The sequence below is a fragment of the Streptomyces sp. NPDC087310 genome (assembly GCF_044744405.1).
Lineage (GTDB): Bacteria > Actinomycetota > Actinomycetes > Streptomycetales > Streptomycetaceae > Streptomyces.
The window spans coordinates 334,953-348,453 of record NZ_JBIUYF010000007.1; the positions used below are offsets into that span (position 1 = coordinate 334,953).

The window sequence follows — 13,501 nt, forward strand, 5'->3', positions numbered from 1 at the left end:
CCGACACCGCGTCGGCGTGCGCCGCCCCGCGCGTGGTTCAGAGGAGCGGCGTCCGGCTGTCCGCCGGGACCGTGTCGGTGCCCCAGCTCGCGAGGAGGCGCAGAGCCTCCGCCGACGCGGATCCCGGCTCCGCGTGGTACACGCACAGGAACTGTTCGGGGTCGTCCGGGAGGTGCATGGTCTCGTACGCGAGGGTGAGGTCGCCGACCAGCGGATGCCGCATCCGCTTCACGCCGTGGCCCTTCTCCTTCACGTCGTGCGTGGCCCACAGCCGCCTGAACTCGTCGCTCTTGACGGAGAGCTCACCCACCAGCGCCGACAGGTCCGGATCCTGCGGGTGCTGGCCCGCGTACAGCCGCAGATAGCTGACCATGTCGGACGCCTTGGAGTCCCAGTCCAGGAACAGCTCGCGGTAGGCGGGGGAGAGGAAGGTCAGCCGCGCCCAGTTGCGCTCCGCGGACGGCAGCTTGCCCCAGTCGCCGAACAGCGCCGCCGCCATCCGGTTCCAGGCGAGGATCTGCGAGCGCGCCCCGGCGATGTACGCGGGCGTGCCCTCCATCGACTCCAGCAGATGCTGCAGCGCCACCCGCACCTGCTGCCGCTTGTGCACCCGGTACTTCCTGCGCTGCTGCTTCGGCTTGGCGAGGTGGGTGAGGTGCGCGTGCTCGGCGTCGCTCAGGCGCAGGGCGCGCGCGATCGAGTCGAGCACCTCCGCCGACACGTTGCGCCCGTTGCCCTGCTCCAGACGTGTGTAGTACGCCACCGAGACCCCGGCCAGTTGTGCCAGCTCCTCGCGCCGCAGCCCCGGCACCCGCCGGTGCCGCCCGTGCGAGGGGATACCCACGTCCTCCGGCTTGAGCCGGGCCCGCCGGGTGCGCAGGAACTCGCTGAGCTCGGCCCGGCCGTCGAGGCCCTCGGGGAAGGCCGCCTGTCCGTCGTCCGTGGCGGGGGTGTCATCCATGCCTCCCAGTATTCCCGGTCGTACGACCAGGAGCCTGACCCCGTCAGTAGTAGGACCACTGGACGTACGCAAAGCGGTGACCTGGGTGATCACGGTGCGAGGAGGCACGCTGGAGACATGACCACGACTGTTGCCGCATACGCCGCCCCCAGCGCCAAGGCCCCGCTGGAGCGCACCACCATCGAACGCCGTCCGGTCGGCGAGTTCGACGTTCTGATCGACATCAAGTTCGCCGGCATCTGCCACTCCGACATCCACCAGGCCCGCGAAGGCTGGGGTGAGGCCATCTTCCCGATGGTGCCCGGCCACGAGATCGCCGGCGTCGTCGCCGAGGTCGGCTCCGGCGTGACGAAGTTCAAGGCCGGCGACCGGGTCGGTGTCGGCTGCATGGTCGACTCCTGCCGCGAGTGCGAGAACTGCAAGGCCGGACAGGAGCAGCACTGCGTGCGGGGGAACGTCGGCACGTACAACGCCGTCGGCCGCGACGGTGAGCCCACCTACGGCGGCTACTCGCAGAAGGTCGTCGTCGACGAGAACTTCACCGTCCGCATCCCGGACGGCCTCTCGCTGGACGTGGCCGCACCGCTGCTCTGCGCCGGCATCACCACGTACGCCCCGCTCAAGCACTGGGGCGCGGCCCCCGGCAAGAAGGTCGCCGTGGTCGGCCTGGGCGGCCTCGGCCACATGGCCGTCAAGATCGCGCACGCCCTCGGCGCCGAGGTCACGGTCCTCTCCCAGTCGCTGCGCAAGAAGGACGACGGCCTGAAGCTGGGCGCCGACCACTACTACGCCACCAGCGACGCGGCCACCTTCGAGAACCTGGCCGGCACCTTCGACATCATCCTCTCCACGGTGTCGGCGCCCCTGGACTTCGGCGCGTACCTGAGCCTGCTGAAGACGGGCGGCGCCCTGGTGAACGTCGGCGCCCCCGAGGAGCCCGTCGCCCTCAACCTGTTCTCCTTGATCGGCGGCAACAAGACCCTCGCCGGTTCGATGATCGGCGGCATCGCCGAGACCCAGGACATGCTCGACTTCTGCGCCGAGCACAACCTCGGCGCCGAGATCGAGCTGATCGAGGCGAACCGGATCAACGAGGCATACGAGCGCGTGCTCGCCTCGGACGTGCGCTACCGCTTCGTGATCGACACGGCGACGATCTGAGCCGCACGGCTGTGCCGAGCGCGTAACCCACCACGCCCTCCCCGGGCTCCGACGGGATCCCCCGTATCCACCGGAGCCCGGGGAGGGTTTTCCCGTGACCGCCTGCCGCCGAGCAGGCGCTCTCCTCGGCCTCGGCCTCGGCCGCGATCAGGACGTTCGCTAAAACGAACGTGGGGTTCACTACTTCGATGGTTCGGTATAGTGAACGTATGGTTCATTCAATCGGAGAGGGTGCGGAGAAGGTCACGAAGGACCGCATCCGTGTGTCCTGCACCGCGCCGCACAGGAGCCGCCGATGAGGCCCCCACCCTCCGGCCGCCGACCGGTGAGCAGCACCGCGGCCGCGGTCGGTGCGAAGATCCGCCTGCGCCGTCAGCAGCGCGGCATGAGCGCCGCTGAGATGGCCCGGCGCGCCGGGCTGAGCAAAGCCACGCTGTCACAACTGGAGGCCGGCAACGGCAATCCGACGATCGACACCCTGGACGCGATCGCGATCGCCCTGCGCATCCCGATCGCCGACCTGCTGGCGCGTGACGCCGACACCGGGCCGGTCTTCCGGCCGGGCACGGACATCGAGCCCGGCGAGGTCTCGCGGGAACTGCTGCGCCGCATCAGCAGCGGCAACAGCCTGGAGATCTGGCGGCTGCGCATCCCGCCCGAGACGGAGCTGCCCGGCGTCCCGCACGCCACCGGCACGATCGAGCACCTGCTCGTCGCCACCGGGCACGTCACCGCGGGCCCCGTGGACGCCCCGCGTGATCTGGGCCCCGGCGACATGCTCGCCTTCGCCGGGGACGCCCCGCACTTCTACCGCACCGGCGCCGAGGAAGTGGACATCACCGTCGTCTTCGCCTCGCCCATCAGCACCTGAGACCCCGGCGCCTGAGACCTCGCGCCTGAGACCTCGCGCCTGAGACCTCGCACCTGAGACCTCGCCCCCGAGACCCGGCGCCTGAGACCTCGCACCTGAGACCAAGGAAGACCCCTCATGGGCACCACCATCGCCATCACCCCCTCCAGCCGTGCCTTCATCAGCGACAACATGGCCGGGGCATCCCCGCAGATAGCCCAGGCGGTCGCGGACGCGGCCACCGGGCAAGTCCTGCCGTACGGCAACGACCCCTTCACCGACAGCGCCCGCCGTAAACTCGGTGAGGTCTTCGAGCGGGACGTCGATGTCTTCCCGGTCTCCACCGGATCCGCCGCCAACGGCCTGAGCCTGGCCGCCCTCACCCCGCCGTGGGGCAGCGTGCTCTCTCACCCCGACAGCCACATCAACCACGACGAATGCGGCGCTCCGGAGTTCTTCACCAACGGCGCCAAGCTCGTCGCCGTCCCGGGCCCCGACAGCAAGATCGACGCCGAAGCGCTGCAGGCGGTGGTGCGCCGCCGGGCCGGTGACGTGCACAGCGTGCAACCGTCCGCGGTGAGCATCAGCCAGGCCACCGAGAGCGGCAGCGTCCACACCCTGGAGGAGATCCGCCGCCTGTCCGCCATCGCCGAAGACGCGGGACTGCGCGTCCACATGGACGGTGCGCGCTTCGCCAACGCCCTGGACCATCTCGGCGCCACCCCGGCGGAGATGACCTGGAAGGCCGGCGTCGACATCCTGTCCTTCGGCGCCACCAAGAACGGCGCGATGACCGCCGACGTCATCGTCTCCTTCGACCCCGCGCTCGCCACCGAACTCGCCTTCCGCGCCAAGCGCGCCGGTCAGCTCGCCTCCAAGATGCGCTTCCACGCGGCCCAGATCGACGCGTATCTCACCGACGGCCTGTGGCTGCGCAACGCCCGCCAGGCCAACGCGATGGCCACCCGGCTCGGCGACGGCCTCAAGGCCATCCCCGGCACCGGCCTGCTGGCCACGCCGCAGGCCAACATCCTCTTCTGCCGCCTGCCCCGGCACGTCACCGAAGGACTCCTCGCCGAGGGCTACGCCTTCTACCACGACCGCTGGGAACCGGGCATCGTCCGGTTCGTCACCGCCTTCTCCCACAGCGCCGACGACATCGACCAGCTCCTCGAAGCGGTCCGGCGCCACACCCGCTGACCGCCGGTCGGGGGAACGCCCTGACCCACATGGCTCGAACCCACCACCCCATGGTGAAGTATGGGCGCCGACCATATCGGTGGGGCTTAAAGCTCTCCTTAGGGTGCGGAACATGACCGCGCCCACCACACCAGGTTCTGCCCCGCGTACGCCGGGCTCCCGCACCGCGGACAGCCCGGCCGCCCGTGGCCCCGCCACCGCCGACCTCGCCGCCGCTCCCCGGGGGCTCGCTTCCCTCGCGCTCGATCTCGAGGGCCGCACCGCGCTGGTCACCGGCGCCGCGAGCGGCATCGGCCGCGCCTGCGCGCTGCGGCTCGCCGCGGCCGGGGCCAGGGTCAGAGCGGTGGACCGGAACGGCGAAGAGCTGGCGTCCCTGGCCCGGGAAGCCGAAGACGCCGGGGCCGTGGGGGCCTTGGACGCGCGGGTCCTCGACCTGACCGACCTCGACGCGGCGGGGAAGGCCGCCGAGGGCGCGGACATCCTGGTCAACAGCGCCGGGCTGCAACTGGTTCGCCCCATCGAGGACTTCCCGCCCGACGTGTTCCACACCGTCCTCACCGTCATGCTGGAGGCGCCCTTCCGGCTGATCCGGGGAGCGCTTCCCCACATGTATGCCGAGGGATGGGGTCGGATCGTCAATATCTCCTCCGTACATGGGCTGCGCGCCTCCCCTTACAAGTCGGCGTATGTGGCCGCCAAACACGGCCTCGAAGGACTCTCCAAGACCGCCGCCCTCGAAGGCGCCTCGCACGGGGTCACCTCCAACTGCGTCAACCCCGGCTATGTGCGTACGCCACTGGTCGAGAAGCAGATCGCGGACCAGGCACAGACACACGGGATCCCGGAGGACAGGGTCGTCGTGGACATCCTGCTCCAGGACTCCGCCCTGAAGCGTCTCCTCGAACCGGAGGAGGTCGCCGAGGCGGTCGCCTATCTCTGCACCCCACAGGCATCCTTCATCACGGGCACGTCGCTCACGCTCGACGGGGGCTGGACCGCGCACTAGGACCTGTCGACGGGATCCTGCCGGGCCCGCGACGCCTGGCGCGCACGCTCGCGGCGTCGCCGGAGCCAAGTTGTCCATGTCGCGTCCGTTGTCCACAGGCCGGCGCGACCGACCGAACGGTGGGTAATGCTGTGTCCATGTTCCAGCCGCAGCCCGACTCCCACGCCCACTCCCACTCCCACGTCGCCCACCACGATCAGCTCGCCTACCTGGAGCTCCTCGCGCGCGGTGCGGCGGCGGAGGCATTCGACCGGCCCGCGCTGCTGGCCCGCGCCGACGGCAGAGGACCGGAGGCGCTGGCCGCACTGGAGCACGCCAAGCGGCTCGCCCTGAGAGTGCGGGCCGAGCTGGCGGAACGACGGCGCCGGGAGGCCGAGCTGTCGGCCCTCTTCGAGACCGCGCACGACCTCGCGGGGCTGCGTGATCTCGACGCCGTGCTCCGGGCGATCGTGCAGCGCGCGCGTTCCCTGCTCGGCACCGAGGTCGCCTATCTGTGTCTGAACGACCCCGCCGCGGGTGACACCTACATGAGAGTCACCGAGGGGTCGGTGGCCGCCCGCTTCCAGCAGTTGCGGCTCGGGATGGGGGAGGGGCTCGGCGGGCTCGTCGCCCAGACCGCGCGGCCGTACGTCACCGACAGCTACTTCGACGACCCGCGTTTCCAGCACACCAGGGCCATCGACTCCGGCGTACGCGACGAAGGGCTGGTCGCCATCCTCGGTGTGCCGCTGATGCTCGGCAGCCAGGTCATCGGCGTGCTCTTCGCCGCGGACCGCCACGCCCGGGTCTTCGAGCGTGAACAGATCTCACTACTGGCCTCGTTCGCCGCCCACGCGGCGGTCGCCATCGACACCGCGAACCTGCTCGGGGAGACCCGCTCGGCGCTCGCGGAACTGGAGAAGGCCAACGAGATCATCAAGGAACACAGCGCGGCCATCGAGCGCGCCTCGGACGTGCACGACCGGCTGACCGAACTGGTCCTGGGCGGAGGCGGTGTCCAGGACGTGACGAGCGCGCTCTCCGAAGTGCTGGACGGCACGGTGGAGTTCGCCGGGCCCGACTCCCCTTCCGTGACCGCGCTGGACCTGACCGGCACCGAAGGACGTGCCACACGCCACGGCGAGGTCTGGGGAGCCGCGGTCTGGGCCGGCGGCGAACTGCTCGGCGCGCTCGTCCTGCGTGGCCATCCCGCTCTCGACTCCGTCGACCAGCGCACCCTGGAGCGGGCCGCCATGGTCACCTCTCTGCTGTTGCTGGCCCGCCGCTCCGCCGGAGAGGCCGAGCAGCGGGTACGGGGCGAGTTGCTGGACGACCTCCTCGACGCCCCCGACCGCGACCCCCGCCTGCTGCGCGAGCGGGCCGTCCGGCTCCACGCGGACCTCGACGCGCCGCATGTGGTGCTGGCCGCCCGGATCGACGGCCCCGACCCCGGCGCGCCCGGAGCCACCGAACGGGAGACGGCCGATCGGCGCCGCCTGTGGTCCGCCGCGTCCCATCTCGCAGCCACCGGACAGGGACTGGCCGCGACACGCGACGGAGGCACGGTCCTGCTGCTGCCGCTCGCCCCTGACGACACCGCCGCCGACCTCGCCCGCCGTACGGCCAAGCAGCTCGGCGAGGCCCTGCGCGAGCCCGTCACCGTAGGCGCCTCCGCGGCTGTGGAGTCACCCGCCGCGTGTCCGGGCGCGGTGGCCGAGGCGTACGCGGAGGCCCGGCGCTGCCTCGACGCGCTCCGTCTCCTCGGCCGCTCGGGCGACGGCGCCGCCGCCCAGGACCTCGGGTTCCTCGGGCTGCTGCTCGCCGACACCCGGGACATCGAGGGCTTCGTACACCGCACCATCGGTGAGGTCATCGCCTACGACCTGCGTCGCGGCACTGATCTGGTCCGCACCATGAGGGCCTACTTCGCGTCCGGGATGAGCCCGGCCCGTACGAAGGACGAACTGCACGTTCACGTCAACACGGTCGCCCAGCGCCTGGAACGCGTCGCGTGGCTGCTCGGCGCGGACTGGCAGTCGCCGGCGCGAGCCCTGGAGATTCAACTGGCCCTGCGGCTGCACGCCATGTCCGAAGCCGTCGTCCGCTGAACAACGAACAACGAACGGCGACGGTGGACGCTTCAGGGGCTGGGGGTACGGGAGCCGGCGTCGGTCTGTCGTGGCGCGGGCACCCCCGACCGCGCGGGATCCGCGTCGACATCCGCCAGATCGCGGTGCCGGGTCTCCCGCGCACACGCGAGGGCCACGACGGTGATCAGCGCGGCGCCGATGACGTACAGGGCGATCGGCGTCGAGCTGCCGTGGTCGGCGAGCAGCGCCGTCGCGATCAGCGGCGCCGGCGCGCCTGCCGCGACCGAGGAGAACTGCGCGCCGATCGACGCACCCGAGTAGCGCATCCGGGTCGCGAACATCTCCGAGAAGAAGGCCGCCTGCGGCGCGTACATCGCACCGTGCAGCACCAGTCCGACCGTGACGGCCAGGATCAGGTTGCCGAAGCTCGCGCTGTCGATCAGGGCGAAGAACGGGAACATCCAGCCCCCGACCCCGACCGCGCCGATCAGATACACGGGCCTGCGGCCGATACGGTCCGACAGCGCGCCCCACGCGGGGATGACCGCGAAGTGGACGGCGGAGGCGATGAGTACGGCGTTGAGCGCGGTCTGTTTGCTCAGCCCCGCCGAGTTCGTCGCGTACACCAGGATGAACGCGGTGATCACGTAGTAGCTGATGTTCTCCGCCATGCGCGCGCCCATCGCCACCAGTACGTCCCGCCAGTGGTGCCGCAGAACGGCGACCAGCGGCATCTTCTCGGCCTCGGCCCCTGCTGCACCGGCTGCGGCCTCACGCTCCGCGGCCTGGGCCAGCGCGGCCTTGAAGACCGGGGATTCATCGACGGAGAGCCGGATCCACAGGCCGACGATCACCAGAACGCCGGAGAGCAGGAACGGTATACGCCACCCCCACGACACGAACTGGTCGTCCGACAGCAGCGCGGTCAGCGCCGAGAGCACCCCGGTGGCGAGCAACTGCCCGGCGGGCGCCCCGGTCTGCGGCCACGAGGCCCAGAACCCACGCCGCTCGGCATCCCCGTGCTCCGACACCAGCAGCACGGCCCCGCCCCACTCACCGCCGAGTGCGAACCCCTGGACCAGCCGCAGCACGGTCAGCAGCACGGGAGCGGCCGTACCGACGGTGGCGTGCGTGGGCATCAGCCCGATGGCGAACGTCGCCCCGCCCATCATCAACAGGCTGAGAACCAGCAGCTTCTTACGCCCGATCCGGTCCCCGTAGTGGCCGAACACCAACGCCCCGAGCGGCCGCGCGGCGAAACCCACGGCATAGGTGAGAAAGGACAGCAGCGTTCCGACGAGTGGATCGGAGTCGGGGAAGAACAGCTTGTTGAACACCAGGGCCGCCGCGGATCCGTACAGGAAGAAGTCGTACCACTCGATGGTGGTGCCGATGAGGCTGGCGGCGACGATGCGCTTCAGGTTGGCGGGTGCCGGGGGAGCGGGTGCTGCGGAGGCCATGTGCGCCACTTCCTCGTGTGAGGTGGGGAGGGGGACGTGTCGGCACACGGTAGAAACAGGCAGGTCAGGCGCACATGTGGTGGGGCAACGTAGTTCGAGGGCTGGCTATGCGGGCAGCCACCATGTCGGCTCACGGCAGGGCGGTTCAGGGGCTCGAAGGCGGTCGAAACGAGTGCTGTCTGGAACGCGCAGTTCGGGATGATTTGGCGATGCGGTGCTGACTCCCGTGCTGACTTGGTGCTGACTGCGCTCCGTTGAAGTAGGACATCTTGAGGCTGATCGGCTCAGGGCCGTTGCGTGGTGGCGACGTGACCGCGAGGCCGACCCGGCTCTGCCACTCGGCTCTGCCGCACGGACGAGGCGTTGCGCCGGCGCGTGGTGCGCGTTCGTCCCAGCAAGTTCTTCGTCAGCTGATGGTGCAGAAGCGGTGAGTCGCTGACCTGCGCACATGGGGACCATGGGCTGCTCGTCCGTGACGTCGGCCCGGGCATGGCCCGGATCTTGTCGGGCCGAGAACCGTCCGGCACCGTGAGGGGCGGGGCTGCTCCGGCAGCCTGGCGCCTCACACGCTCAACACAGTCTTGTCTCTGCTGCAGAACGTCCTGGCTTCGGCGCCCTCCCGTTCCTCCGGACCGTCGTCGCGTGGCCCGCTTCCCGCACTTTCGCTTCCAGATCGCCGACCGGCTGTTCTCCGGCAGCGGGCGAGCGCCCTGGAGATCATCCGCGGCCACGCGCCGGAGCGGATCGCGACTCTCGTTGGTGAGTACGCCGTGAGCGTGACGCCCTTCCCCAGGCCCCCCGCTGCCGTCGTCGACGCATATCCGCAACCGTCCCGCCGGACCTCAGTCCGCAACGTGCTCGGTCCCCGTGTCGAACTCGTACCACCGGGCGTCGTCAGTCCGCTACGGGTACTCTTGTCGCTCGTCGAGTTCGTCCCGTACCTCCGCCAGGTCACCGACGGATGTACACCGATGGCCATAGCAGCTCTCCAAGTCCGGAGGGAAGCCCAGACGATAATCTCTGGGCGATCAACGACTCCGAAGTCTTGTACGAGCCAAGGGCCGCACCCATCTCACATGTCAAGAGTTGACTCATCCCATCGGCTGTCCTTCTCCTGGTAGGCGGCGGCCTGGGTGATGTAAAGCTCTGCGTAGCGGCCGCCTGCAGCCATCAGCTCGACGTGGGTGCCCTGTTCGGTAACGCGGCCGCTGTCCAGAACCACGATGTGGTCGGCTCCCCGCACCGTGGAGAAGCGGTGAGAGACCAGCAGTGTGATCCGGCCCGGGTCCGCACCCGCCTGCCGCATGAACACCTCGTAAAGCTCGTGCTCGGCCTGCGGGTCGAGGGCGGCGGTGGGTTCGTCCAAGACGAGTAGCGTGGGGTGCCGGCGCATCAGGGCGCGGGCCAGGGCGAGGCGCTGCCATTGCCCCTGGGAGAGTTCCGCTCCCCCGTAGACGGCGCCCAGTTGGGTGTCCAGACCCTCGGGCAGCCGGGCGATGATCGGGTCGGCCCCCGCTTCACGCACCGCGCGGGCCACCTCTTCCCGGTCGTCCATTGCGTCCGGCTCGCCGATCCCCACCGTGTGACGGACGGGCAGCTGAAAGCGGACGAAGTCCTGGAAAGCGCCGGTGAGACGGCGGCGCCAGGCCGTGGTGTCCAGCTCGCCCAGCGGGATGCCGCCGACCTCGATCTGCCCGGCGGTGGGTGCGTACATCCCGCTCAGCAACTTGACCAGGGTGGTTTTGCCTGCGCCGTTCACGCCGACCACGGCGACTGTGGATCCAGGCCACAGCGTAAGGTTCACTCCGGAAAGGACCGGCTCGTGCGAACCAGGGTAGGCGAAGGTAACGTCGCGCATCTGGATGCCGTGCTCCAGCCTGCGGGGGGCTTGGCCGGCGCCGGTGGGGCGCTGCCGACGGGCGTAGGCCGACAGCCACAGGTAGTGGTCGGTGGCGTGGCCGGCCTCGGCGATGCGGGAGAAGCCGGAGACGGTGGCGTGGATCTGGAAACGCAGCTGCGTTCCCAGGGTGATGACCAGCATGAGATCCCCAAGCGAAGCCGCCCCCCGGGCGGCTAGCGAGACGGTGAGGACGAGAGCGGCGATGAACCCGGCGGCGTAGCACACCCAGCCGGTGAGCTGCCAGCCGGTCGCTCCGAGTCGGGCTTTGAGGACGGCGTTGACTACGCGTGTGCGGGCGGCGTGGGCGGTCTCGTCCAGGACGGCGTCGGCCCCGGCCAGGTAGATTTCCTTGCCTGATTCTGGTGCCAGGAACATGCGGTGGACCCGCTCCTCCAAGCGCTGGTCCTCGGCGGTGGTGGTACGGGCGCCGGCGAGGCTGCGCTGGGCGCGCTTGGCCGCCCACAGCGGGGGGAGCGCGAGTAACGCCAGGGCGGCGAGGGCGGGGTGGACGCCGATCAGGAGCCACAGTGACAGCCCGGCGCCAATCACGGCGATCCCGGTGTCAGTCAGGGCCCAACAGGAGCCGGCCAGCGCGCTGGTGTGGCGGCGCAGCAGCTCCAAACGATTGAGATAGTCGGGGCGTTCGAGGTGCTCAAGGGTGGGGATGGAGGCGGTGGCGGTGAGGATCTCCCGGTTGACTTCGAGGTCGACGCGGTCGGTGAGGTCGTGCTGGTAGTTGTACCGGGTGCGGTTGCCAGCCGCGGCGGTCATGTGGGCAGCCACCCCGATCAGGACGGCCAGGGCCAAGGCACCGAGCGGCTGTCCGCCGGGACTCTGCGTCGCGTCGACGACCCAGCGCTGGCTCAGGCCCGTGGCGGCGACCGCCCCCGCCTGGGCGAGAGAGAGGCCGATGATCACGCTCACCACAGGGGGGTCGGCGCGCCAGGACAAGGCGAAGGTGTGGCGTGCGGTGAGCAGGGTGCCGGATCCGGCCCTCCCCACGCCCATCGAGCTCTTCGTGCTCATCGTGCTGCTTCCTTCCCGCCGCTGTGCAGTTGGGTATCGGTGAAGCGGGCGGCCTGGAGCCGGAACAGGCGGGCGTACTCGCCGCCGTTCTCCAGTAGTTCGCGGTGGCTGCCCTGCTCGGCGACCCGTCCGGCTTCCAGCATGACTATCCGGTCCGCCTGACGCACCGTGGACAGCCGGTGTGAGATGAGCAGCACGGTCGCCCCTGTGACCTCTGCGACGACCTGGCGGTAGAAACGGGCCTCCGCCTCGACGTCCAGGTGGGCCGTCGGCTCGTCCAGGACCATTAGGTCGCGCCCGTGTTCGACGGCGAAGACCGCGCGCGCGATCGCGACGCGCTGCCACTGGCCGCCGGAAAGATCCGTGCCGCCGGTGCGATCGGCGCTCAACACGGTGTCATAGCCGTCGGGGCACTCCTCCGCGAAGGCGTCGATACCGGCACGGCGTGCGGCGGCGCGGATCCCCTCCCTGTCGTGGCGGTGTTCGGGCGCGGAGAGGGCGATGTTGTCGGCGAGCGTGAGCGGATAGCGGTTGAAATCCTGGAAGACGACCGCGACGCGCCTGCGCCACGCCGCCACTCGCGCCGCGTCCAGGGGCTGTCCGTCGACCAGCAGGCGTCCGGCAGTCGGGAGATGGAGGCCCGCAAGCACTTTGATCAGCGTGGTCTTGCCGACGCCGTTGTGCCCGACCAGCGCCAGAACCTCACCAGAACGGACGGTCAGGTCCAGACCGTCTATGACCCGTTGCCGGCTGCCGGGGTAGGCGAAGACGAGCCCCTTGATGCGCAGGGCCGCCGGGGCAACTTCCCCCGCGGTGGCACACTGCTCACCGGACCGCTGGGCTCCGGTCCTGGCGGGAGTGGCGATCCCGCGGTAGGTGGTGTCCAGACGCTCCAGCGCCCGGACCGCGCCGAGCCCGTACTCGATGTCGAATGCTTCGCGCCCCATAGCAGCGATTTGGAAGACGCCCCATGCGGCAACGATCACGGTCATCAATTCGCCGGCGGGGAGGGTGCCCCGCGCGGCAGCCAGTCCTGGCAGGAGAAGCGCGGAGCCGGCGGCGATCGCTGCCAGCAGGGCGATCCAGCCCTGCTGGCGTAGGACCCCTCGGCGCGCCGACCAGATCGTCTCCGCCCAGGCCAGCAGTTCGCGGGTGTGCCGCTGCACCACCCACTCCTGCAGGCCGAAGAGACGGACCTCCTTGGCAGCCGGCCCCATCGAGGCGACCTCGCTCCAATACTCCGCGCGGCGCCGCATGCTCTCGCGCTCGTCTCGCACCTCGGCCAGATACACCCACCAGCGCCGTATCAGCGCCCGGTTGACCATGCATACCACCAGCAGGATGACAGCGAGCCACGGGGAGAAAGTCAGGGCGATCACGGCGGAGGATCCCAGCGCCCCCAGAAAACGGAAAAACAGACGGAGTTGACCGACCGCCGCAGTCCCCGGTGAGCGGACCCGGCCCTCACCGACATCCGATGCGCGGGCAGCATCATCGGCGAAGACCGGATCCTCCAGGTGCGCCATACTCGACGGCGCCATGGCCAGACGGCGCACCCGGCGCCGTATTCGCGCGTCGAGACGTCCGGCGGTGTACTGCTCGAGGGTGCCACTCAGTGAGGTGAGGATCTCGTCGGCCACCAGTAGCGAGGACACCGCGACCAGCGGCCACGCCACTGCCGAGGCGGTCTCCCGCCCCGTGGCGGTGCCGGTGAGTCCGGTTACCAGCCAGCCGGTGGCCACCGCGGTAAGGGCGGGTACCGCCGCTGACCACAGGTGGACCAAGGCCAGGAGACCACCGGCGCGACGGTCGGCGACGAACAGCTGCACAAGGTGGAGACGGTCGGTAAGTAAGGATCTGACGAGGGA

General features: G+C 70.2%; 9 protein-coding genes. 5 read left to right on the forward strand and 4 right to left on the reverse strand.

Features of this window, described 5'->3' with window-relative positions; genetic code table 11:
- Nucleotides 1–37 precede the first annotated feature (37 nt).
- Complete coding sequence (locus ACIO3P_RS27325) at nt 38–961, reverse strand: helix-turn-helix domain-containing protein (RefSeq protein ID WP_401853601.1); 924 nt, start codon at nt 959–961, stop codon at nt 38–40.
- A gap of 117 nt (nt 962–1,078) precedes the next feature.
- Here ACIO3P_RS27325 and ACIO3P_RS27330 point away from each other — a divergent pair, with 117 nt between their 5' ends.
- The 5 genes from ACIO3P_RS27330 (at nt 1,079) to ACIO3P_RS27350 (ending at nt 7,265) form a co-directional block, all read left to right on the forward strand.
- A complete protein-coding gene (locus tag ACIO3P_RS27330; RefSeq protein ID WP_329826713.1) occupies nt 1,079–2,122 on the forward strand; it encodes an NAD(P)-dependent alcohol dehydrogenase in 1,044 nt (347 codons plus the stop codon).
- 295 nt (nt 2,123–2,417) lie between these two features.
- Nucleotides 2,418–2,993, forward strand: a complete 576-nt coding sequence (locus ACIO3P_RS27335) for an XRE family transcriptional regulator (RefSeq protein ID WP_329826714.1) — start codon at nt 2,418–2,420, stop codon at nt 2,991–2,993.
- A 117-nt stretch (nt 2,994–3,110) separates the two neighbouring features.
- The gene (locus tag ACIO3P_RS27340; RefSeq protein ID WP_401853597.1) at nt 3,111–4,172 is read left to right on the forward strand and encodes a threonine aldolase family protein; all 1,062 of its coding nucleotides are present in this window, start codon (nt 3,111–3,113) and stop codon (nt 4,170–4,172) included.
- 112 nt (nt 4,173–4,284) lie between these two features.
- Nucleotides 4,285–5,178, forward strand: a complete 894-nt coding sequence (locus ACIO3P_RS27345; RefSeq protein ID WP_401853595.1) for a 3-hydroxybutyrate dehydrogenase — start codon at nt 4,285–4,287, stop codon at nt 5,176–5,178.
- Between the two features lie 137 nt (nt 5,179–5,315).
- On the forward strand, nt 5,316–7,265 hold the full coding sequence (locus ACIO3P_RS27350) for a helix-turn-helix domain-containing protein (protein WP_401853593.1): 1,950 nt from the start codon (nt 5,316–5,318) through the stop codon (nt 7,263–7,265).
- A gap of 32 nt (nt 7,266–7,297) precedes the next feature.
- Here ACIO3P_RS27350 and ACIO3P_RS27355 read toward each other — a convergent pair whose 3' ends face one another.
- From ACIO3P_RS27355 to ACIO3P_RS27365, 3 genes are all read right to left on the reverse strand, one after another.
- Nucleotides 7,298–8,707, reverse strand: coding sequence for an MFS transporter (locus tag ACIO3P_RS27355; RefSeq protein WP_401853591.1), 1,410 nt, complete (start codon nt 8,705–8,707; stop codon nt 7,298–7,300).
- A 1,072-nt stretch (nt 8,708–9,779) separates the two neighbouring features.
- A complete protein-coding gene (locus tag ACIO3P_RS27360) occupies nt 9,780–11,633 on the reverse strand; it encodes an ABC transporter ATP-binding protein (protein WP_329826720.1) in 1,854 nt (617 codons plus the stop codon).
- Nucleotides 11,630–13,462 (reverse strand): ABC transporter ATP-binding protein, encoded by a 1,833-nt coding sequence (locus ACIO3P_RS27365; RefSeq protein ID WP_401853588.1) that lies wholly within the window; start codon nt 13,460–13,462, stop codon nt 11,630–11,632. The genes ACIO3P_RS27360 and ACIO3P_RS27365 overlap by 4 nt, the downstream gene beginning before the upstream one ends.
- Nucleotides 13,463–13,501 lie beyond the last annotated feature (39 nt).